Source organism: Paenibacillus sp. FSL L8-0502 (assembly GCF_038593055.1).
Classification (GTDB): Bacteria; Bacillota; Bacilli; order Paenibacillales; family Paenibacillaceae; genus Paenibacillus; species Paenibacillus polymyxa_D.
Window position 1 is genome coordinate 233,504 of the sequence record NZ_CP151958.1, and the last position, 23,948, is coordinate 257,451.

Annotated in this window: 17 protein-coding genes; 12 read left to right on the forward strand and 5 right to left on the reverse strand. The window is 44.0% G+C overall.

Annotated features, from left to right (window positions below):
• Positions 1-12 precede the first annotated feature (12 nt).
• On the reverse strand, positions 13-345 hold the full coding sequence (locus tag NSQ57_RS01045) for a helix-turn-helix domain-containing protein (protein ID WP_342425510.1): 333 nt from the start codon (positions 343-345) through the stop codon (positions 13-15).
• 175 nt (positions 346-520) lie between these two features.
• Here NSQ57_RS01045 and NSQ57_RS01050 point away from each other — a divergent pair, with 175 nt between their 5' ends.
• Positions 521-1,168 (forward strand): NAD(P)H-dependent oxidoreductase, encoded by a 648-nt coding sequence (locus NSQ57_RS01050; RefSeq protein ID WP_165149348.1) that lies wholly within the window; start codon positions 521-523, stop codon positions 1,166-1,168.
• 182 nt (positions 1,169-1,350) lie between these two features.
• On the opposite strand, the gene NSQ57_RS01055 is transcribed toward NSQ57_RS01050, so the two are convergent.
• Positions 1,351-2,502, reverse strand: coding sequence for a glycosyltransferase (locus NSQ57_RS01055; RefSeq protein ID WP_341071496.1), 1,152 nt, complete (start codon positions 2,500-2,502; stop codon positions 1,351-1,353).
• 352 nt (positions 2,503-2,854) lie between these two features.
• On the opposite strand from NSQ57_RS01055, the gene NSQ57_RS01060 reads away from it, so the two are divergent.
• The 8 genes from NSQ57_RS01060 to NSQ57_RS01095 all read left to right on the forward strand — a co-directional run bounded on the left by NSQ57_RS01060 (position 2,855) and on the right by NSQ57_RS01095 (position 15,136).
• Positions 2,855-3,577: a GntR family transcriptional regulator gene (locus tag NSQ57_RS01060; RefSeq protein ID WP_023986502.1), complete on the forward strand. Its 723-nt coding sequence runs from the start codon at positions 2,855-2,857 to the stop codon at positions 3,575-3,577.
• A 294-nt stretch (positions 3,578-3,871) separates the two neighbouring features.
• Complete coding sequence (locus tag NSQ57_RS01065) at positions 3,872-6,256, forward strand: phosphoketolase family protein (protein WP_241113452.1); 2,385 nt, start codon at positions 3,872-3,874, stop codon at positions 6,254-6,256.
• Positions 6,257-6,529: 273 nt separating this feature from the next.
• A complete protein-coding gene (locus NSQ57_RS01070) occupies positions 6,530-7,372 on the forward strand; it encodes an aldo/keto reductase (protein WP_318628139.1) in 843 nt (280 codons plus the stop codon).
• A 184-nt stretch (positions 7,373-7,556) separates the two neighbouring features.
• Positions 7,557-8,177 carry a PspA/IM30 family protein gene (locus tag NSQ57_RS01075; RefSeq protein ID WP_342425511.1) on the forward strand — a complete coding sequence of 207 codons (621 nt, stop codon included), beginning with the start codon at positions 7,557-7,559 and terminating at the stop codon, positions 8,175-8,177.
• A gap of 27 nt (positions 8,178-8,204) precedes the next feature.
• The gene (locus NSQ57_RS01080; RefSeq protein ID WP_342425512.1) at positions 8,205-9,239 is read left to right on the forward strand and encodes a TFIIB-type zinc ribbon-containing protein; all 1,035 of its coding nucleotides are present in this window, start codon (positions 8,205-8,207) and stop codon (positions 9,237-9,239) included.
• Positions 9,236-10,030 (forward strand): TPM domain-containing protein, encoded by a 795-nt coding sequence (locus NSQ57_RS01085; protein ID WP_342425513.1) that lies wholly within the window; start codon positions 9,236-9,238, stop codon positions 10,028-10,030. Before NSQ57_RS01080 ends, NSQ57_RS01085 begins: the two co-directional genes overlap by 4 nt.
• A 141-nt stretch (positions 10,031-10,171) precedes the next feature.
• Positions 10,172-11,164, forward strand: a complete 993-nt coding sequence (locus tag NSQ57_RS01090; RefSeq protein ID WP_340931170.1) for an SPFH domain-containing protein — start codon at positions 10,172-10,174, stop codon at positions 11,162-11,164.
• A gap of 222 nt (positions 11,165-11,386) precedes the next feature.
• Positions 11,387-15,136: an alpha-L-arabinofuranosidase C-terminal domain-containing protein gene (locus NSQ57_RS01095; protein ID WP_342425514.1), complete on the forward strand. Its 3,750-nt coding sequence runs from the start codon at positions 11,387-11,389 to the stop codon at positions 15,134-15,136.
• Between the two features lie 103 nt (positions 15,137-15,239).
• On the opposite strand, the gene NSQ57_RS01100 is transcribed toward NSQ57_RS01095, so the two are convergent.
• On the reverse strand, positions 15,240-16,637 hold the full coding sequence (locus tag NSQ57_RS01100) for a phytase (RefSeq protein WP_341071502.1): 1,398 nt from the start codon (positions 16,635-16,637) through the stop codon (positions 15,240-15,242).
• 110 nt (positions 16,638-16,747) lie between these two features.
• Positions 16,748-17,623 (reverse strand): helix-turn-helix transcriptional regulator, encoded by an 876-nt coding sequence (locus tag NSQ57_RS01105; RefSeq protein ID WP_069010168.1) that lies wholly within the window; start codon positions 17,621-17,623, stop codon positions 16,748-16,750.
• 193 nt (positions 17,624-17,816) lie between these two features.
• On the opposite strand from NSQ57_RS01105, the gene NSQ57_RS01110 reads away from it, so the two are divergent.
• The 3 genes from NSQ57_RS01110 (at position 17,817) to NSQ57_RS01120 (ending at position 22,825) form a co-directional block, all read left to right on the forward strand.
• Entirely contained in the window at positions 17,817-19,760 is a 1,944-nt protein-coding gene (locus tag NSQ57_RS01110; RefSeq protein ID WP_342425515.1) for a beta-L-arabinofuranosidase domain-containing protein, read from the forward strand.
• A 27-nt stretch (positions 19,761-19,787) separates the two neighbouring features.
• Positions 19,788-21,158, forward strand: coding sequence for an MFS transporter (locus tag NSQ57_RS01115; RefSeq protein WP_029516920.1), 1,371 nt, complete (start codon positions 19,788-19,790; stop codon positions 21,156-21,158).
• Positions 21,159-21,433: 275 nt separating this feature from the next.
• Positions 21,434-22,825 carry an MATE family efflux transporter gene (locus tag NSQ57_RS01120; protein ID WP_069010166.1) on the forward strand — a complete coding sequence of 464 codons (1,392 nt, stop codon included), beginning with the start codon at positions 21,434-21,436 and terminating at the stop codon, positions 22,823-22,825.
• Between the two features lie 88 nt (positions 22,826-22,913).
• On the opposite strand, the gene NSQ57_RS01125 is transcribed toward NSQ57_RS01120, so the two are convergent.
• The gene (locus NSQ57_RS01125) at positions 22,914-23,903 is read right to left on the reverse strand and encodes a zinc-binding dehydrogenase (RefSeq protein ID WP_342425516.1); all 990 of its coding nucleotides are present in this window, start codon (positions 23,901-23,903) and stop codon (positions 22,914-22,916) included.
• Positions 23,904-23,948: the final 45 nt, after the last annotated feature.

Consider the following 23,948-nt stretch of genomic DNA (forward strand, 5'->3'; position numbering starts at 1 on the left):
CATAGTGGGTTTTCATTTTCTCGAGTGCTCCAGATGAACCTCCCCCCAATCATACATACTACGCAATATGGGGACGAAATTTGCTCCGTGAGCTGTTAGCGAGTATTCAACACGGGGAGGGATTTCTTTGAATACTTCCCGATGCACAAACCCGTCTTCTTCTAATTCTCTTAGCTGCTTGGTTAACATCGCTTGTGTGATATCAGGAAAGGCGCGTTTAATCTCACCGAATCTTCTGGTACCACGGGACAGAAACCATAAAATCACTATTTTCCATTTTCCTCCAATGATTTTCTGAACCTTTGTTAAGGGACAATCTGTAAAATGATTCAGATTTTCACTCATTTACTCCATCTCCTCCTCGTTTGTATCCCAGAAAACCCTATGAAATCAATTAGTATGATTTTTGATAGTATCTACTATAAATATGCCTACTTGTTGTTTCGATACCTTTGGCTTAACATTACATTAGCATTAAGGCTTTGACAAGCCATATGGAAATATTCTGGGGGCGAAGAAGATGAACATTAATATTCTATACGGTCACCCTTATCCTAAGAGCTTTAACAAAGCGATTTTGGAGCAGGTGATCGCTCATCTAAACGTACGAGGGGCGAATGTTAAGGTAAAAGACTTAATCCAAATGTCATTTAATCCGACGGTAGGCTTAAAGGATTTAGAGGCTAAGGTCACTAACGTATTGCCAGAGGAGATAGTAAAAGAACAGGAGGATTTATTGTGGGCAGATGCCTTGATTATTATTTCACCGGTATGGTGGGGCGGATTTCCCGCTGTTATTAAAGGATATATAGATAGAGTGTTCACAACAGGACTCATACGCTCTTCTGATGGTGTATATGGGCTTGAGGGCAAGAGAGCCTACTCGATTTTTACAACAGGATCGTCAGAAGACTATATTCGTATATCACGTCAGAAAGATATGCTCTACGCGGCGAACGATAATTTGTTTGGGTTCGCTAAGTTTTCGGATGCCGAGATTAAGCTTCTTTACTCGGTGCCGCGTGTAACCTTGGAGGAACGAAAAGCAATGCTGTTAGATGTCAATCGATTTGTCGATCGTATTTTTGATATGAGACCGGGAGAGGGAGGCAGTACGAGGGATAGCCTTTCTCTTCAAGCTTTGGAGCATGATTTGGCTAGCCATTAAGATTGCGTAAACTGAAGGATGTTTCTTTGTAGAAGCTTATGTATCGTTATCAGCGGACAAGGCCTCGACTCCTCCTCCATAAAGCTGCTTGCCAAGTTGGGCTCGCACCTTTATGGAGGAGTTTTTTATCCTGTAAGGAGGATGCAATACACGAGATTTTGTAAGCCGTAGATGAGTAACTATTATTCCACCAGCTTTTCAGACTTCACCAGCATTTCTCGTAATACGTGAGCGACTCGACTTTTCCGGTTCGCTGCTTTCCTTTTTATCAAGTGTAATGACTTTTTGTATGCAAGAGTATGGCTTTGATCGTAGAACTGTTTGGCTGCAATGCGTAGTGTTCTTCTTAATAACAGTGCTGATGAGCGTGTTAACCTAGAGCGGAATCCCCTGCGCAATACCCGCAACGTATTTTTGTAGGTCTCAAAATCCTCGGATGGAGGGATAAGGGCAAATAAATTTAACGAGGAGTCATGGAATCCGTAGGTTTCATACATGATTCTCAGATTTTCCGTATTTAACACGTTACCTCTAAGATAGGTTGGATGTTCCTGATGATATCCGACCACCTCTTTGATGCAATAAAAAGGAATCTTCAAGCGATGTAGTCTATAGCCAAGGTCCCAGTCCTCGAGTCCATAGAGCACAAACCGTTCATTGAAACCTCCAATACGAATCAAGTGACTGCGTTTGATGGCTACACAACGAGTAACCAGCAGCATCCAGGGGGCTACGTCCGTTGAGGCAAATTGTTTCTGCGTATTCGGAGGAACCCTTGTGGGACTAACTACTTTAGACAGTGCACCCGTTTGGTGAAGGATATCTTCTGGGGTTATGATCGGAGTAATTTCGTTTGCTGCTTCATAGTCAGCATTCCATAAGTTGGACTGCGTAAGTATGTTGCGACATTGTTCTTTTTCTTCAGGAGAAAAGTCAGGGTAATAATGGGTAAAAGCATCGTCCCACGAGTGAGGAATGCCTGAAAGCACGGACTTGGGATATTTACGGTGATAACGGCTCACGATCCTAATAAATTCCGGTAATACTACAAAGTCAGCGTCGCAGAAGATGATGTATAGCCCTCTTGCACGGCGCAGTCCCAAATTTCGAACGGCAGATCGACCGCGTTGTTCCTGATGTGACACATAGATAAGAGGATAGGATGCTTTGAAGTCTTCGACCATTTCTCTCGTTCCGTCTGTAGAACCGTCATCAGCTACAATGACTTCGAATAGTTGCTTTGGATAGGTTTGTGTCTCAAATGAAGCGAGTGTAAGCAACAATTGCTGGACTCGATTATAGGTTGGAATGATGACGCTGTAGCGGATAGCCAATATGATCTCCCCCCCACCATTTTTATTAGTGAACGTATGAACAAGATAAATAATAACAATGTATTCAAGGATTTTAGCCTGGTCTAGTCAAACATCCCTCAAGGTTCGAAACAGGCTTGTTCTTATCGCGGAAGTTAAGGTGGGAGTTCTGTATTTTCTGCTAATTTGCAGGTACGTTCAGTGGTGTTATGTATGTATAATCATGGTATTATGCATAGAGATGTAAAGTAAAAGCGCGGGCGTTTCCTATCCGCTGAAAGCCCACTCAGCATACAGAAACAAACATGAGATGAAATGGGCAAGTTATGGTAAACTATATGGAGTTATAGAAGACCTGAAAGAGGAGTACTATATGACACAATTTGTCTATAAGCAAATTATTGACGATCTCAAGATGAAAATCTTTGCTGGAAAGTTTGCAGATATGAGATTGCCAGATGAACGTAGTCTTAGTGAGACTTACCAGGTTAGTCGTAGTTCAATTAAACGTGCTCTGACTAAAATGGAGAATGTCGGAATTATTTTTAAAAAACAAGGTTCCGGGACATTTATTAATCCATTATACATAAGAAATGAATCTATCTTTAACTACGAAGGCTCTAATCTAGGAGTCACTGATAATTTTCAAATGCATGGTAAAAAGCCAAAAATCAAAGTACTGAGTTTTGAGGTCATTCCGCCAACAGAAGAATTACAGCGCGATTTGTTCTTGGAGACTCATGATTTTGTATACAAAATTGTCCGCTTACGTTTGTTTGATGATGATCCTTTTATGATTGAAACAGGCTATATCCCTATTAAAATTGTTCAGAATTTAAATCAGACTATTATCGAGGGGTCCATTTTTAATTATTTGGAAGACTCGCGGAACTTGGCCGTCACCAAATCTTTTTTATCCATTTTTGCAGAACCGTCCCAAGAGAATGATCAAAAGCTGCTACATTTAAATGAAAATGAGCCTGTAGGTATTATGGAAGGTGTGTTCTTTTTAGATAACGGTACGCCATTTGAGTTTTCTCATATGCGATTTCATTACAAATATTTAAAATTTAATACCTTTGTATCGGTTCACTAATGATAAGACTGGAGAATTCTCCGGTCTTTTTTTTATAATTTTGAGAAAAGGATTGGAGCCTGCGATTGCAACGGTTATTACAAATTTTATTGGTTTATACTTCTATATATTTTAATGTAAGAGCTTTTTTACTGTCTTTTTAATTTATATTTCATAGTATGTTCAAAATTTCACAAAATTGGACCGTATCACTTGTGAAAAAGGTTGAATTTAATCGGCGCGGCGTTATGATGTACATGTAGATGAAATTTCCGGAAATAAATTACAAACAATACTACTTAGGGAGTGGACACCATGTCATTATCACCCGTGTTAGCAGATTATTCATCTAAAACATATTTAGAAAAACTTGATGCATATTGGCGTGCAACGAACTACATTTCGGTAGGTCAGCTTTATTTAAAAGATAATCCTTTGTTGAGAGAGCCTTTAAAAGATTCAGATGTGAAGGTTAAGCCTATTGGACACTGGGGCACAATTCCAGGACAAAACTTTATTTATGCACATCTAAATCGTGTTATTAATAAATATGATTTGAACATGCTTTACATTGAGGGCCCTGGTCACGGCGGTCAGGTTATGGTTTCAAATTCATATCTGGATGGAAGTTACACCGAAATCTATCCGCAAATTACGCAAGATATCCCAGGTATGAAGAAATTGTTCAAACAATTCTCTTTCCCTGGCGGTATTGCTTCACATGCTGCTCCTGAAACACCTGGATCTATCCATGAAGGTGGAGAATTAGGCTACTCCCTTTCTCATGGTGTAGGTGCCATTCTGGATAATCCTGATCTGATTTCGGCTGTTGTTATTGGTGATGGCGAAGCTGAAACGGGTCCACTAGCCGCTTCGTGGTTCTCTAACAGATTTATCAACCCGATCACGGATGGTGCAGTGCTGCCAATCTTGCACTTGAATGGCTTTAAGATTAGTAACCCAACGATTATGTCTCGTCAATCGAAAGAAGAATTGACCTCATACTTTAAAGGTTTGGGCTGGGAGCCATTCTTTGTTGAAGGTGAAAATCCGGATCACATGCATCCAGAAATGGCGAAAGTATTGGATACGGCCATCGAGAAAATTGAAGCTATTCAAAAGAATGCGCGTGAAAATAATGATCTTACTCGTCCAGCGTGGCCGATGATTGTATTCCGTTCACCTAAAGGCTGGACGGGTCCAAAGGAATGGGACAACGTGCCGAATACAAATTCATTCCGTGCCCATCAGGTTCCAATTCCGGTTGATCAAAAAAATATGCAGCACGCACCTGCTTTGTTAGAATGGTTGAATAGCTACAGACCAGAGGAATTGTTCGACGAAAACGGTCGTTTAAACTCTGAGCTTGCTGAAATTCTGCCTACAGGCGATAAACGTATGGGAATGAACCCTGTTGCGAATGCGGGTAACCTCATTAAAGACTTGAAGTTACCGGATTTCCGTAACTATGCGCTGGATAATTCCGTACCTGGTAAAGTGATTGCGCAAGATATGTCGGTTTTAGGGAAATACGTTAAAGATGTGGTTGTCTTAAATGAAGAAAATCGTAATTTCAGAATCTTCGGACCGGATGAAACAATGTCTAATCGCTTGGCTCCTGTTTTTGAAGTAACCAAACGCCAATGGATGGACCAAATTATTGAACCTAATGATGAATTTTTGTCGTCCTATGGCCGCGTAATTGACTCCCAATTATCCGAACACCAGGCTGAAGGATTGCTGGAAGGTTATGTGTTAACTGGTCGTCATGGTTTCTTTGCAAGTTACGAAGCTTTCCTGCGTGTGGTTGACTCAATGATCACCCAACACTTTAAGTGGCTGCGTAAAGCAACGGATCAAGGATGGCGTGCAGATATCCCATCATTGAATGTCGTAGCAACTTCAACGGTGTTCCAACAGGATCATAATGGGTATACACACCAAGATCCAGGTTTGTTGGGTCATTTGGCTGATAAAAAACCGGAATTTATTCGGGAGTATCTGCCAGCGGATGCCAATTCCTTGTTGGCTGTTTTCGACACCATTTTAAACGACCGTCAAAAGATCAATTTGATTGTTTCGTCCAAACACCCACGTCCACAATGGTTTACTGCTGATGAAGCGAAGGAATTGGTGGATAAAGGGTTAAAGATCATTGACTGGGCAAGTACAGATCAAGGTGGAGAACCTGATCTTGTCATTGCTTCTGCTGGTACAGAGCCAACGATTGAAAGTTTAGCTGCGATTTCCATTTTGCATGAAAAACTGCCTGAATTGAAGATTCGGTACATCAACGTGGTAGATTTGCTGAAACTGAGAAGTCAAAAACTAGACCCGCGTGGATTATCTGACGCCGAGTTTGATCACTTTTTCACAAAGGATAAACCAGTAGTTTTCGCTTTCCATGGTTACGAAGGTCTGATCAAAGATCTGTTCTTTGATCGTCACAATCATAACTTGCATGTACATGGTTACCGTGAGAACGGCGATATTACGACACCGTTTGATATGCGTGTATTGAATCAAATGGATCGTTTTGACTTAGTGAAGGAAGCTGTTCTCAACTTACCTGACGCTGGGAAGTACACCAACATTGTGGATGAAATGGATGCTACGGTTAAGAAACATCATCAATTCATTCGCGAAGAGGGCATTGACTTGCCAGAGGTAGAGAACTGGGTATGGAAAGGCTTGAAATAAAAATTAAGACGCTTCAACTTTGTGTTGGACAACCAAGCAATTCAGCATGAAGTGGAATATATGATTTGGTAGCGGTATACGAGTGCCTGACTCCTTGAATTCAAGTATGATTTCAACGGGGATCAGGCACTTTTTGATGTAGCATACAGAGAATTTAATAGGAAAGTCACGAACTGGTGGGTAATAAGTATAGGAGGAACCGAGTCATACGCTGTATTTTTCTGAGCATTAAAGGTGTTGCGGTATAAGAGAATAGTAAAGGGGGCTGTTAATATGAACGATCCAATTCCGGAGAAGGTATTGAATGATGGCACTAAGGTGCCCGTCATTGGATTTGGGACTGCTGGATTGAAGGGTGCAGATGGAGTCAAGGCAATTACCAGCGCGATTAATGCAGGTTACCGTCTGATCGACACAGCGTTCAACTATGAAAATGAGGGTGCTGTCGGGAAAGCGGTCCAGCAGAGCTCTGTGCCCAGAGAAGAATTGTTGATTTGCTCCAAACTACCAGGTCGCCGACATGCTTACCAAGAAGCCATTGTAACGATCGAAGAGTCATTATATAGAGGAGGTCTGGACTATTATGATCTGTACCTAATCCATTGGCCGAATCCCCAAATTGATCGATATGTTGAAGCCTGGCAGGCGTTAATTGAGGCGAAGAAAAGGGGCTATATTCGTTCCATTGGGGTGTGCAATTTCTTGCCCGAGCATAATGAACGTTTAATTCGGGAAACAGGTGTCACGCCGAGCTTAAATCAAGTTGAATTGCACCCATTATTTAATCAGGAACATCAGCGTGCAAAAGATGCTGAACAGGGCATCGTGACGGAATCGTGGAGCCCCTTGGGTCGTGGTCACAGCATGCTGGAGAATGAAGAGATTGGGAAAATTGCTGCTGCTCATGGTAAAACGAATACACAAGCGATTTTACGTTGGCATATCCAACTTGGAGCAATCCCGATCCCGAAGGCCTCTTCTTTGAAACACCAAACGGAGAATTTGGATATTTTTGATTTTGAGTTGTCTCCAGAGGAAATGAACATGATTTCGGCATTTAGCAGTGAGGATGGACGGATCTGGGGGCAGGACCCCAAGTCCTATGAAGAACTATAATCAGGAACAATAAAATAAAGGGGTTCAAAAATCTGTCGCGGGTTTTTGGACCCTTTGCTTTTATCATAAAACGAACACACATCCGAAAGTGATCAGTGGGTCAGTATATAGAGCTATAATGAACATTTTTTACCGGATTTGATGTATGATATGGTGGGATGTAGTCCTTTCGAAGGAGGTCATCATGGGAATTTTGTCGAGGTTTAGGGATATTATGAAAGTGAATGTTAACGCCTTAATGGATAAGGTGGGAGATCCAGAGAAAACCATTGATGATTATATGCGGAATTTGAACAGTGATCTAGGCAAGGTGAAAGCGGAGACGGTATCGGTATTGGCTGATGAGAGAAGGGCCAAAAGAGCACTGGATGAATGCAAAGCCCAGATCAAAAAGCTCCAGTATTATGCCAGTAAGTCTGTGGAAGCTGGTAATGAAGAGGAAGCTCGAAAGTTTCTGGAGAGGAAGGGTTTGCAAACGGAGAAATTGGAACAATTACAAACGTCCTATGACTTAGCTTCAGTAAACGCCGTGAATATGAAACAAATGCAGGAGAAGTTAGTGTCCGATATGGGGCAGCTAGAAGCGCGTAGCGCTGAACTTAAAGGGAAGATGGCGGTTGCCAAAGCACAGCAAACCTTGAATTCTATAGGTAGCAAGAATTCTGCTTTTGAGGTTATGGAAGAGCAGGTGAACAGAGCGTATGATGAGGCGATGGCTATAGCTGAGCTTCGGGCAGGAACGAAGGACGACCTGGATGCTTTATTTGCACAATACGAGAAGAGTACGAATACAGAAGATGAATAACAGTATCTAACATGAGGAGGTGAGCAGATGCCGGTTATCGAATACAAATGCCCAAACTGCGGCAGCGGCATGGTCTTTGATAGTGAGACAGGGATGTTATCCTGTCATAGTTGCGGAAGAGAGGACAATATCGAATCTATTCCTGATCCTCTGATAAATCGTATTTTTTCAGAAGATGAGGCTCATGAGTATCATTGTAATAACTGCGGAGCCGTGATTATGACAGAAGTGGAGACGAGTGCAACGGTGTGCAGCTTTTGTGGTTCTGCCGTGGTTCTCGGGGATCGACTGACTGGGAAGCTGGCTCCAGCGCAGGTTATTCCTTTTTCAATCAGTAAGGAAGAAGCCATAGCTGCTTTCAAAAAATGGTGCAAGAATGGCCGTCTGACGCCGAATCGGTTCATGATAGCAGACCGAATCAAGGGAATAACCGGGATGTATGTGCCTTTCTGGTTATATGAATTACATAATAAAATTGAGGTTCAAGGTGAAGGTACCCAAGTGCGAACCTATACGAGTGGAGACTACGAATATACGGAAACGAAGCATTTTGATGTATATCGGAAAATCCGTTTGAATTATGTAAAGGTTCCGATTGATGCTGCGGAGAAAATGAACGACGAGCTGATGGATAAATTGGAGCCTTTTCCATACGATCAGCTAAAACCCTTTAAAACGCCATATCTAGCAGGTTATATTGCGGAGAAGTACAGTTATAACGAAGAAGAGCTTTTCCCGCGAGTGAAAGAAAAAGTAAAGGAATATATTGATGCTTATATTCATTCTACGGTGTCAGAGTATACGGCCGTGAGTTATACGGAAAAGCAAGTTGATACTACATTAAAACAAGCGGATTATGTCCTGCTCCCGGTGTGGGTCATACACTATGACTATAATCAATTGGAGCATACGTTTGCTATGAACGGACAGACGGGCAAGGTAGTCGGTAAGCCTCCGATTAGCAAGTTCAAGGTGACGGCTTGGTTTGCAGGCATTTTCGGAATTACTCTCTTTTCATTAAGGTTAATCACTTGGTTGATGATGGGAGGAGAATTCTATTGAAAAGACATAGAGCCATTGTAGCCGTTTTGTTGTTCTTTGCTGTTTTTCTGGCGCTTCCTATGGAAATGAAGGGCGAACCAGCAACGACAGAAATGAAGTCATTGATTTATGACGAAGCGGGTTTGCTCAATCAGGAAGAGTATGATGTGTTGAACACGATGGCTAATCAATACGGGGCTGAAAGAGAAACGGACATTATTATTTATACAACCCCCAATCCCGACAATATGGATGTTATGAAAATGACGCAGGACTTTTATGATGACCATGGCCCAGGGTATGACAGAGCTCATGGGAACGCGGTTATTTTAACGATGGATATGAGAAATAGAGAGGTATACTTGGCTGGATTTTATAAGGCAGAACGGTATCTGGATGATGACAGGCTTACTAAAATACGCCATGAGATTAGCCCGGATCTGACGAACGGCAACTATGGGCTGGCATTTCAAAAGTATATTCTAGGCGCGCATAAATATTTGGCGATCCGTCCAGGGGTGAACCCAGACAGTATATTTTTTAAAGGCTGGCTTCATTTGGCGATTGCACTGGGATTGGCAGCGATGATCGTGGGCAAGATGGTTTCCAATTCTGGCGGTCGGGTTACGGTAAATCGACAGACCTACGAGGATGCGAACGCCTCAGGAGTTCTGGAGCATCGAGATCTGTACCTTCACACAACGACAACGAAGCGGAAGATTGAAAAGAGCAGTAGCAGTAGCAGCTCAGGCGGTGGTGGCGGAACTACCAGCGGCGGTCATTCGCATAGCGGGAGCAGAGGATCATTTTAACTGAGGATTTTGCAAAAATCCAATAAGCGACTTTCAATGAATAATATATAGATCGAAATGGTCTAGTTCATCTATATATTGCACTTTGGAGCGACTGGAATCGAATTTTGCAAAATCCTGAACGGAAAGGATGGATACAGTATGGGATTCTTCAGAAATCAATTTGCAAATGTTGTAGAGTGGGAAGAATTTAGAGATGATATGATTTTCTGGAAGTGGAGTAATTGTGAAATTAAAAAAGGAAGTAAGTTAATTATCCGCTCCGGTCAAGACGCGATTTTTGTAAATAACGGCAAAATAGAGGGTGTTTTTGAGAATGAAGGGTCATATAACATGGACTCTGACATTATTCCATTTCTATCCACCTTAAAAGGGTTTAAATTTGGTTTTAACAGTGGTATGAGGGTAGAGGTCTTATTCGTTAATACGAAGGAGTTTACTGTCAAATGGGGGACGCAGAATCCGGTGCTGATCCCGACTCCCCAGCTGCCAGGCGGTATGCCGATCCGTGCCAATGGCACATTTAATTTTAAAGTGAACGATTATGTTACGCTCATCGATAAGATTGCCGGAGTGAAGGACAGTTATCTCGTTGAGGATGTTAAAATACGCATTACTTCAGTATTGGATCAGTTATTGATGAAGTGGATCAGCAGAGAAGGAAAGGACATGTTCAATCTGCAGGCGAATGCTTCTGACATTTCAAAAGGTATTCAAGAAGATCTGGATATGCAAGTGATGGACAACGGTATGACGATTACTGGCTTTCATGTGATGAGCTTCAATTATCCTCAAGAAATCCAAGATATGATTACGAAGACAGCCTCTCATGAAATGATCGGTAATCTGCAAAAGTACCAACAAGTGACGATGACGGACGGGATTGCATCGGGTAATGTAAAAGGCGGCGGTGCAGCTTCGGATATGGCGAGTATGATGATGGGGATGAATATAGCAAATGAAATGATGAAAAATTTGAACCCGAACCCAAAGCCTTCGGCTGAGACTCAGCCTACACCTGCTGGTCCCCCTTCATCTGGAGACGGGAATAAGCCCAATTTTTGTCCGAATTGCGGTACAAAAAACGAAGGAGCTAACTTCTGTCCGAATTGTGGACAAAAATTGAACGGATAACATAGCTACGGCCAAGCTTCTTTACAAGCCAAAAGGCAGTTATCGCAGAGTATCTTCTGTGATGGCTGCTTTTTTATGTAGTTCGTACAAGTATTTTCTTCATAAATCCGATTTATTGGATTGAAAAAGGTACTCGGGATAAGGTACTATAGCTATATAGTATGTATTTATATTAACTAATTAGTTATTACATTAATAAACTATAGGTATAGGAGCACGAAGATGACCAAATTCCAAGATCAAATCATTGCGCGTTACAAGTTTGATGATGCAGAGAACGTCGGCAAGGATAGCTCAGGACAAGGTAACGATGGGGTTGCTTCAGGCACAGTAACACCTACGATTTCCCATGCTACCGGTAGAGCAGCTTTGACGCTTGAGGGAGGCCCCAATGGTACATCATATATTCAGCTTCCTTCCGATCTGTTTAAAGATGTAAGCGATAACACGGGTGTGACGGTTACTGCTTGGGTCAACTTCGGCAGATTCACAGATATGTGGGAACGTGTTTTTGACTTTGGTAAAGCCCATACAGGGCCCTATATGTTCATGACACGGAATCTGCGCGGAACTCTTTTCACCGAGGCAGATTTGTCCGTAGATCCGGGAAGAGGTTTTGTCAGGGATGAGTGGATGCACATAGCCCTGTCTGTGATCGGCACGGAAGGCGGCACATTAAGCAGTGCAGGTCCGGTGGTATATGTTAATGGTGAGGTGGTAGCGGACGGTTCCATCAGCCAAACCTCTAGTGGTAACTATGCCAAGCTGCGTAAATGGTTTGAAACGTTTACAGACTCGTCCAACTACAGCAACAATTTTATTGGTCGCTCTCAGCATGCGGCGGATGTAGACTTTGCCGGCTCCGTTTCCGACTTTCGAATTTATAAAGCAGGCTTGTCGGCAGATGAAGTCATTGAGGTTATGTGCGATTCGTTGACAGATGAAGAGATCGTAAAGCTTGCCCGAGATAAGTATTTGTCCTTCCCAACGACGATTGTGACCAAGGATTTATCTCTGCCAACCGTTCTGATGGGTGGAAGAGTAGAAGTGACCTGGAAATCCAGCCAACCTAGTATACTCTCTGACGATGGTCAGGTGCAGGCGATTACCTCCGCACAAGGGGTTACCGTCACAGCCTTATTGACGAAGGGCTTAAGCCAGATTGAAGAAAGCTTTGAAGTATCCGTTCTTCCTGAACAGCTGCCTCCGTACACGCTGACCATTCATGGAAATAAGGAAGTATTGGATGTCAGCGAAGTGATGTACGGCTTGTTCTATGAAGATATCAATAACGCAGCAGATGGCGGGATTTATGCAGAACTCGTTCAGAATCGCTCCTTTGAATCTTTCGAGTTCGATACGTATTCCCATGCTTCCGGTGAATGCGGCTGCTCTACCGGACGGAACCGCAACCCGTTGTTCGCCTGGTCTGGTGATACGGACAAGATGACTCCACGACATAGCGGTGGATTAAATGAGTTTTTAGGCGCAAAAGACAAAGAAGTGAACTCTTATTATGTGACGGTAGCGGATGGTGCAACGATTCGGAACAAGGGCTTTTCCGACTCTAACCAGAATTGCGCCATGTCCATTCAAGAGGGTGCCAAGTATGAGTTTACCATCTGGGCGAAGGCTGATTCAGCGGGCACAATCACACTGCAGCTGCAAGATTCGAATGAAAAGGCCATTAGTGATTCGGTTACGATACAGGTGGAAGGCGGCAACACGTGGAAGAAGTATGGCATTGATTCCAAACTTGTGCTGACAGGCTCAGCTACGGTTCTCGGGCAGCTGGCGCTTACATTTGAAGGGGACATTTCGGTTGATATGGTTTCTTTATTCCCACAAGATGTATGGGGCGCAGGAGAGGAAGAGCAATCCCCTTCGGCACACGCTAACTTCCAAGGTAATCCTAACTACCGACTGAGAAAAGATCTGGTGAACGCGCTGGTTGGCATGTATCCGAAGTTTTTGCGTTTTCCAGGTGGTTGTATTTCTGAGGGTTCGTTTATATGGGAAAACGTATACGATTGGAAGGAATCGATTGGGGATATCGAGCTACGCAAGGAAAACTTTAATGTATGGGGCTATATGATGACCATGGGCCTTGGTTATATGGAGTATTTCCAGTTGGCAGAAGACCTGAATGCAGCTCCGCTTCCGGTTATGGCCTGTGGCGTTCTCTGTCAAGCCCGTTCGGATTACGCTCATCCGGCTGGTGGCGCATTAAGAGAATACTATATTAAGAACTTTACGGATCTGATCGACTTTGCGATTAGTGTGGATTTTGAACATAATGAATGGGCTGCTATGCGTAAAAAGATGGGCCATGAAGCTCCGTTTGATCTACGTTATTTGGGTGTGGGTAACGAGAACTGGGGCACAGAGTTCTTTGCCAACTTTGAAGTGTTCAAAACGTCGATTGATGAGTACATGGAGAAAAACTATCCGGGCTACGAGCTGCACATTATCTCCACGGTTGGCGCTCAAGCAGACGACGATGCATATCAGCAGGGCTGGAAGTTCTTAAGCGGTAATATGACCGGTTCGGCTAAGGTCGCTTTTGCAGATGGTAACCAGGTGACGGAAGAAACGGTAACCTGGTATGAGAAGCAAAAGGACTATATGGACACTATTGCAGACGAGCACTACTATCGTTCTAACGAGTACCTGCTGAATAACGTGGACCGCTATAACTACTACTACAGAGCTTATAACGTGGACGGCAGTATAAATTGGAAAGCAACATCAAAGGTTTTTGTCGGGGAGTACGCCTCAACGGATAAAAATACACTGGCAGGCGCTGTAGCAGAGGCAGCGGTGATGACGGGCTTTGAAAATAATGCCGATGTCGTTCGGTTGGCTGCCTATGCACCGCTGTTTAATAAGGTGCTGACAGATGGAACCTACAGATGGACGCCAGACTGCATCTGGTTCGATGACGAAACGGTGTGGTTTACGCCGAACTACTATGTACAGCAAATGTATGCTAAATATTTGGGGAATAAAGTATTGAGCACTTCTTTCTCTACTTACAAAAATGGCAAGCCAACGGATCTCATTCCTCAGGGGGGAATTGAAATCGCGACAGGCAACGCCGAGGTTGTGATTAAGCGTGTGACCGTTACTTCCAACCAGGACGGCAGTGTGCTGCTGGATCAGGATTTTACCCAGAAATTGAATTCGGCCTGGCAGGTCATTCCTGGTTCCGTAGGCTCAACAGTAGAGGAAGGCAAGGGGCTTGTCCTCAAAGCTCAGGATAGCGGTCTGAATGGTCTGTACATTTTGAACAACAGCTGGAGCAATTACAAGGTAGAGGTGGTCGCTTCCCGCATTTCCGGCACGGACGGTTTTTATGTGGGTGTGGGTCTTACCGATATTTCTGCGGAGAAAAAGAACGTCGTTGAGTACGCGATCGGCTATGACGGCAAGGCTACCGGCGTGAAGGTTTACAAGCAAGGCATAGAAGGCTACACATTGGGTGACTACTCTTCCAGTACAGCGGCAGGTAACTTGAGAGCAGCTAGCTATGAAGAGTTGGCTGACAACACGGACTACACCATAACAGTGAACTACGGCGGTGAAACGGGCAGTAATCTGATTTGCTCATATACCGACGGCGAGACAACCAGCAAAGTGCTGGACTACAAGCTGGAGGCTTACAACAAAGACGTGTTCAACTCGGTAACCCAAGATGCTGAGCATGTATACGTGAAGCTGGTGAATGCCGACAACGTGGATAAGGCAACACAGCTGAATCTACAAGATTTGAGTGTTGAGTCCATCGCTAAGCTGATTACACTAACTGGCGATTCCTCGCTTGTTCATGTACCTAACGTGAACAAAAAGAATGATGAGAAGGTAGTGCCTACCGAACAGCAGATCACGCTTCATAGGGATTCTGTTCTCTTAGACTTACCGGCCAACTCGGTAAATGTGCTGGTGCTGGATCTTAAACCTTTTCCCGCTTAAAAACAAAAAGGGGTGTCCCAAGTAGCCTTTCATGGCTTTTGGAACACCTCTTTTTTTTTCTATGAATAGAGTCGGAAGGTTGAGTTGATTTCCCCGACAAGCATTACTGCGTGCTTCTGTTTACCAATTCACGCGGGTTGATGCCATCGTCTATCGTTAGCGGGGTAGGGGCTCCCGTAGCGATTCGCTCCCAAGGCACCATTTTAAAGTTCTGATTTAACTTTTTGCCATTTTGAAGATTTTCGTCATCTTGTGCAACGAAGATGCCATGAGGGAAATTCTTGCCTAATCCGTAGCCAAGCACATCAATACCGTCTGTGACAGACGTACCGTCAATGGTAGGGCTCGCACTGATCGTAAAGTTGCTTATATATGCATTGTCGCCTTGTCGTTCATAGATCGCATAGCTGCTGTTTCCTTGGCTGGAGGCCATGAGATACCCTTTGCCATCTTTACCGTAATACAATGTAAGTCCCTCTATGTCATCGTGAAGTCTGCGCCCATCTGCAATATCCACACGTCGCAGTGGCTCGGTTGAACCGTCTGGCTCGGCACTATACTTCCAAATAGCGTAATCCTCTTCAGCGATGTAGACCGTGCCATATTCATCATCAGCAACCATGCCTTCAGATTGCGTACTCAGCTTGAACTGGCGGACAAGCTTACCTGCAATTTTGCCGCTTCCGTCATCAGTCAGCTCATATTGTTCAAATTCACCCTCTTTGCCCAAAACGAGCGCGTAAAATTTATCTGTCTTGAGGCTATGGTATAGGCTGAATCCGTATACTTCTTTCATAGATGCTTTAATAGGTTTGCCAACCACGTTGGTCAGCTTTCCTGATGCACCGTCAATGGCAAAGATATCGATCGTGTTGTTGGTTCGATTGGTCGCCCCTGCGATATCTATTTTTTTTCCGCCCAAGGTGAAACCGTAACGAAGATCCACGTTATTCATTTTTCCAACCTTCATGTTTTGCAGTTGCTTGCCTTCCAGATCATAGACTAAAATCCCGCCGCCTTTATTGGTTGCTAAAATTCTACTTTTCTCTGGATCGGCCGGGTTGAGCCAGATGGCAGGGTCGTCGGCTGCGTCTTCTCCATCCTCCACAGCTTCTGTTTCAGCAGAAGGGATCACTTTATAGGTGGGGACTGCGTCCTTAGGATCTGCATATTTGCTGTTCTCTGCTTCAAGCGCTGTAAGAAGTTTTGTAGGAAGATATACATTTCCATTCATCATCTTAATTTCCCGGTCCGCTTTTCCGCTTAGTCCAGCTAGACGATATTGCTTCTCACCCACTGTAAAGGTTCCGACAATGCCATTTTTCAGCTTGACCAAAACAGACTGGTCATCACTATCCCATGTAATAGTCGCCCCCATTTTATCTGCCTGTGTTCGTAGCGATGCATACCCGGATGGCTGAATGTCTGCCGCATGGGTCAGTTCTGGTGATACCAGAACCCCTGTTAACATGGCTAATAATGCGAGTTTAGTTGACTTCATATGTATGCCCCTTTGCTGAAGTGAAAATGATATAACCGACTCAGTATAAAGCGAGAATATCAAAAGGATACAATGAAAATGTAAAGAGAGTGTAAAGGAGGTGTAAGCATTCAATGAACTGGTTTCCAGTATTGTTGTCTATAATTCTTTGGAGACATTCCGAATTTTTCTTTAAAGCATTTGGAGAAATAGCTTGCTTGGGAGAATCCCGTTTCCTCCGTAATTTGTTGAACGGACCAGTCAGTTTGCAGCAAAAGACTACGCCCTTGATCCAGTCGATAATCCATTAAATATTCAAGCGGTGTGCGCTGGAAGGCGACCTTCATACATCTAGCGAGATAGTTCTGATGTACGTGAAAATGGGTCTCCAAATCTTTATTGGTGATTGTATTTTTGTAATTCTGTTTTAGGTATATTTCGATCTGTTCCGCCAACTTAGAGGAGCTGTCTTTATTATTCTGATCATACTCCAAACTCTGGAAAACATTCACAAACGTCTGTTGGGCCTCCCATAGTGCCAGTTTTCTAGGTTTTAAAGTAGAGGCTAGTAAATAGTCTAATTTCGAAAATAGCTCATGTGGATTCACCACTTTTTGAATTTTAGGCAAATGAATGGTCGTATGTTCTGAATGAAAATGCAGCTCGGGAATGGGAGTGCTGGGTATAATAGGATTGGACGAGGATTGTGCGCACCACATGCTATTGGTTTGAAAATGGAACCAGTAAAAGGAGGTTTGTTCTGTACATGCCTCAATCGGAAAATGATGTTTATCCGGTTCAAGAATGAGAGCGTAATTTTCAGTTACCTTCCACACTTCGTCCTCTTCGCCAATGTGCAGCAACCCTTCTTTAATGATTATTACGTCAAAATAACCCAGATTATACCTATTTGGATGCCAATCCCCTTTTTGATATGTAGTAAAATTCCCCTCAATGAAATAAGGCAGCGGAGGGACAAGGAATGATAGAAAGTCTGTTTTGCTCATGGAAGCCAGCTCCTTTGTGTGTGAAATCGTATAAGTTTTAGTTAAAGATCGCGATTTTTTTTATAAATTCAGGTTGATAAAATAAGGACTGTAGCAAGGGGAACTCAGGTTAGCTTGTACGATATTATCAATACTTTATCCTTATTTTTCAAAAAATGAAAGCGTTCTATTTACAGGAAGGGATGTTTATCCAATGAAAACGGCAAAGCCAGTTAAGCATGTCATCGTTGACGATTTATTTTGGAAAAAGTATAAGCAGGTTGTGGCGGAAGAGGTTATTCCTTACCAGTGGAAAGCATTAAATGATGAATTACCAGATACAGAACCCAGTCATGCGATTGAAAACTTTAGGATTGCAGCCGGGGAATCCAGTGGGGAGTATTATGGAACTGTTTTTCAGGACAGTGATATTGCCAAGTGGCTGGAGACGGTTGCCTTTAGCTTAAGGGATCATCCGAATCCTGCGCTTGAAGAGCGGGCTGATGAAGTGATTGAATTGTTGGGCAGAGCTCAAGCTGAGGATGGGTATCTGAATACGTACTATCTGCTTAAGGAACCCAATAATCGCTGGACGAACCTAAGAGACAATCATGAGCTGTATTGTGCAGGGCATTTTATAGAAGCGGCTGTTGCTTATTATGAAACGACGGGCAAAACGAAGTTTCTTCACATTATGGAGAAATACGTAGACCTGATTCAGCAGGTTTTTGGTACGGAAGAAGGGAAACGGAAAGGCTACCCGGGACATGAAGAAATTGAGTTGGCCTTGATCAAATTATACGACGTAACGGCAAAGGATCAATATCTCAAATTAGCGCAATATTTTATTGAACAGCGGGGACAGCATCCTATTTACTTTGCAGAGGAACAAGAACAGAGAAAACATATTCAAACAGAGCCCACCTGGAATGATGAGAACAACATTAATTTTGGTTTAGGCTTCGAATACCAGCAAGCACACCAACCTGTGCGGGAACAAAAAGAGGCAGTCGGCCATGCAGTAAGAGCGGTGTACCTGTATATTGCGATGGCGGACTTGGCCGCGAAAACAGGGGATGCTTCCCTGTTACAAGCCTGTGAAACGCTGTGGGATGATGTCACGAATCACAAAATGTACATCACCGCAGGGATCGGTTCTACTGTAAACGCGGAAGCGTTCACTTGCCATCACGATCTTCCTAATGACAGCATGTACTGTGAGACTTGCGCCTCTGTAGGGCTGGCCTTTTGGGCCAATCGTATGCTGCGTTTAGCGCCAGACCGGAAATATGCCGATGTGCTGGAGCGGGCGCTATACAACGGGACGATTAGTGGGATGGACCTGGACGGGAAACGATTTTTCTACGTGAATCCGTTGGAGGTTAATCCCTTTCAAAAATCCAGAAAAGATCAGGAGCATGTAAAAACAGAACGGCAAAAATGGTTTTTCTGCGCCTGCTGTCCGCCCAATTTGGCACGAATGATTGCATCGGTTGAGGACAATATGTACACCCAAACGGACGATACGTTGTATACGCATCTGTACATTGCCAGCAAGGTGAACATGACTTTATCTGGTCATGAGGTTGAAATTACACAAACTCATCATTATCCATGGGATGCGGATCTAACCTTTTCGATCCATGTAACAGAGCCAACTCCCTTTAAATGGGCACTGCGAATTCCAGGGTGGTGCAAGCAGGCAGAGGTAAAGGTGAATGGGGAAACCATATCATTAGATCGTCTGGAAAAAGGCTATATCGAGATTCAGCGTACTTGGAAGGACGGAGATGTGGTAACTCTGCATTTGGCTATGCCAGTTGAGCGCATTCGGAGCAATCCGCTGGTCTCCATGAACCAGCAGCAAATTGCTCTCCAACGCGGACCAGTCGTGTTTTGCCTGGAAGAAGTGGATAATGGAGCGAATTTGGCAGGATTAAGATTGACGAAGGATAGTCTTATTACGGAAGAGTTCAGCGGAAACCTGCTGGGTGGCATTGTAAAGCTGACCATAGAGGGACACCGGGTAAAAAATTCGAATGCATTATACAGCTCGGAGCCCCCTGAATTTGTTCCTCAACAAATTACCGCCATTCCTTACTACGCCTGGTGCAATCGGGCTAAAGGGGAAATGCGTGTATGGGTTTATGAATCATAATTCATTCGCATGGGGAGAGGAAAGATCATGAGTACGAGAATTGTGAGTACAGAACCACCGGAAAAGGCAACCAGTACCGTTCCTTTTCATCGTAAAATCAGCTATTCATTAACGGATACGGCCGGCAATCTGTTGTACTGTGTCATTTCCAGTTATCTATTATATTTTTATACAGATGTATTCGGTCTTTCTATCGGGATTGCCGGGACATTACTATTTATCACCCGTTTTATTGATGCTATTGATGCCCCGATTTGGGGCATCCTGATTGATCGAACGAAGTCAAAATACGGCCAGAGCAGACCCTATTTTCTATGGTTAGCAATCCCGTTCGCTGTGTTCATGGTCCTTACGTTTACGACGCCCAATTGGAGTGAGTCGGGCAAAATTGCATATGCCGCCATTACGTATATCATAGCCGGCATCCTGTACACAGGAATTAGTACGCCGATTACGTCTATTCTGCCTAACCTGAGCACCAATTCTAATGAACGCGTCGTCTTGAACTCCTTCCGCATGGTAGGGGGGAATGTGGGCTTCTTCATCGCCACGACGTTTACGTTACCTTTGGTTGCTTTCTTTGGACAGGGGAATGATCAAAAAGGATTTTCCTTAACGCTTGTTTTATTTGGAATCATGGCGATTATTATGTTTTTCATAGCGTTTGCCGATTTGCGAGAAAATGCAGCAGTGAAAACGAAGTCCGTTCCCATTGCTAAAAGCTTCACAGCGATCAAACGAAACTGGCCCTGGATGCTCGTTGTAGCTGCCAACTTGTGTTACTGGATCGGTTTGAATATTCGTTCAGCAACGCTCATCTTTTATCTGCAATACAATCTGGACAGTAAGGACTTAGTACCTTTAATCAATGGACTGACCTCCTTACAGTTGATCTCGATGGTTCTGATTCCGTTTTTTGCCAGAAAATTAAGTAAAAATGCGATTATGATTATCGGATTGATATTAGCTGCGCTGGGTCAAGTCGTGATTTTAATGGGAAGTACAGACTTAACTCTCATTATTATCGGCTGGATTATTGGTGCGTTAGGATCAGGCTTTGCATGTTCTATGCCGTTTGCGATGTTGTCAGATACAGTCGATTATGGGGAATGGAAAAATGGTATTCGGGCAAGTGGCTTCCTGACCTCTATTGGAAGCGCATTCTGTATTAAAGCGGGTAGCGGAATTGGCGGATTATTGCCAGCATGGATTATGGGCAGCACCGGTTACATCGCTGGGCAAGTTCAAACCCCTACGGCGTTGTCTGGCATTCAGTTCAGCTTTATCTGGCTGCCATTTATCATCTTCTTGATCGGGATCATTCCTATGTTTTTTTATAAAAAATTCGAAAAGAATGAAGCTTCTATTCAACAAGATTTGATTGCGAGAAGATCATAGACATTCTTTTAACAAGGTTTTAATGACATATTAAGGCGTTATAATACTGCTGCAAAACCTGTTCACTGAGCTGAGCAGGTTTTTCTGTTATTTTCTATTCAAATGTGAGCAAGACCATTGACAGGATTTTCTTTTGGAGCAATACTTCTATGTAGAGAAAAGTGTACAGAATCAAGAACTAGACACATCTAGCCTTGCAACTTTATACATTTTTTCGCCATGAAGGCTCTTCTGTTGAAGGGTTTTTTTCAATTTGAGAAAAAGAATGTGATGATATGAGTCAACTGAGTGTAAGGATGAGAACACATGGCTTTCTGAATAAGCATTTTTCAGGAGAGTCTATTGATTATCGACAGATGATTGCGCTGTTTATCCCGCTGCTGATTGATCAGGCTTTTATCGTGGGTCTTAATTTGGTGAACACGGCCATGATTAGCTCGTCGGGGATGGCGGCAGTCAGTGCCGTAAATATGATTGATTCTTTGAATATTTTTCTGATTAATGTGTTTGTCGCAGTGTCTACCGGGGGAACGGTTGTCGTGGCACAGTATAAGGGGAGCGGTAACGACCTCATGGTTTCTAAAGCCGCATCCGGTACCATTTCCTCCGTTTCCTTGCTGGCCTTATGTATCAGTTTGTTTATGATCGTGTTGTACAATCCGATTTTGAGTGTTCTGTTTGGTTCCGCCTCGCCTGATGTATTAGCTAACGGTAAGGTATATCTACTGGGAAGTTGTATGTCTTTTGTGGGGATTGCAATCGTTGAGGCGGTGTGTGGAGCGCTGAGGGGGATCGGGAAGACGAGGGCATCGCTGGCTCTTTCTCTCATCATGAACCTCTCGTACGTGCTCCTCAATGTGGTATTCATTAATGTATTGGATATGGGTGTGCTGGGCATGACGATTGCCGTCAATGTGTCCAGATATGCAGGAGCAGTGTGCGCGCTGATCTATTTGGTCAGGGTAGATGATGACTTGCGTGTTCAGCTTAGAGATATGCTTTACTTTAATCTGGCCATGCTTAAAAAGATTTTGTTTATCGGGCTTCCCTTTGCAGCGGAGCAGATGTTTTTTAATGGGGGGAAAATTTTAACCCAAATTTTCATTGTGAGTCTGGGAACCAATGCGTTGGCGACGAATGCCATTTGCTCATCCCTAGCTAACGTGTTCCAAATCCCTGCGAATGCTTTGGCTCTTACGATTGTAACCGTGGTCGGTCAATGCATGGGACGTCGAAATGTCGAGGATGCCCGCAAGTTTACCAAATCGTTTATTTGGCTGTCGTCTTGTTCGTTTATTGTAATGGGATTAATCCTGATGCCTTTGTTTGAGCCGATGGTGGGGCTGTTTCATCCGCCTGCCGAAATCGTAGATGACATATTTGTTGTCATACTGATTAATACGTTGGCCCAGATTCCGCTCTGGTCCATTGCCTTTATCACACCCTCTGCACTAAGGGCAGCAGGTGATTCAAAATTTACGTCCCTCACCTCAATGCTGTCCATGTGGTTGTGTCGGGTGGTGCTCGGGTATATTTTGGGCATTGTGTTCAACTTGGGGATTGTTGGTGTCTGGTTGGCTATGGATATTGAATGGGGCGTGCGGGGACTCGTTTTCCTTTGGCGCTTCCGGGGCAACAAATGGGTCCAGCATCGTTTGATCGACTAAATAGGTCCACTACCATAAAATTGACTTCTGGATGAAGGCATTTTACGGTAGTGGATTTTTTTCCATTCCTATACTTCGTTCAGACTCCTTACTCTATCCTGATTCCTATATTGCCTAACTGCGCTCCCTGCTGCATACGGTGGAAGGCTTTTGCTGTGTCTTGTAGAGGAAATACGCTATCTATAATCGGATGGAGTGCATGGCGCTCCATGAACTGAAGCATAGCTGCGAATTCCTCGCCACTGCCCATAGAGGTGCCGATGATACTGATTTGAGTAAAAAATATAGACCGCAGTGGAATCTCTACTTGATCTCCTGAGCTTGCGCCAAATGTAACAATCCGACCGTTTGGCTTGAGGACATCCAAATATTTATCGAACGTAGCAGGACCGATACTGTCAAGGACCAGATCTACGGTGTCTCCGTTCATATTTTCTTTCCATCCGCTATGGCTGTCGAATGCATGATTAGCGCCATGGGCGAGGGCAGCCTGCCTCTTTGCTTCGCTGCGTGATGTGACGCTGACCCGTGCACCTGCCGCTAAAGCCATAAGCATGGCATACGTGGCTACACCACCGCCAATACCGGGAATGAGGACGTGCTCACCCTCCTGCAATTGGCCTCTTGTGAAGAGCGCGCGGTAAGCGGTCAAAGCAGACAAAGGCAGTACCCCTGCTTCTTCCCATGAAAGGTATGCTGGCTTGCTGACGGCATTTTGGACGGGGATGATAACCGATTCAGCGAATGTCCCGTCCGAAGGTCCGCCCAGAATGGCTGGAACTAAGGGAACATGATGCGTATTCTCCCATCCGATACATGGATTGATCATTACATCGGTGCCTACCAGCGAGGTTGGGACGCCAGCACCCACAGCCTCGATCACACCTGCTCCATCGGATCCGAGAATGAGTGGAGCATCGTTGGCAGCTCGATCTGCCATGAGGAATAAGTCCCGATGGTTCAAGCCTGCGGCTTTGAGTTTTACCCTCACCTCATCGTTCCCTGGCTGTCTGTCCGTAACGTCTGTATACATCAGACCCTCAGGGCCGTTTTTGCTGGCATGTATCACGGCTTTCATTTTAAAACCTCCCGTGGTGCGAATTTAGATGCAATTGCATATATA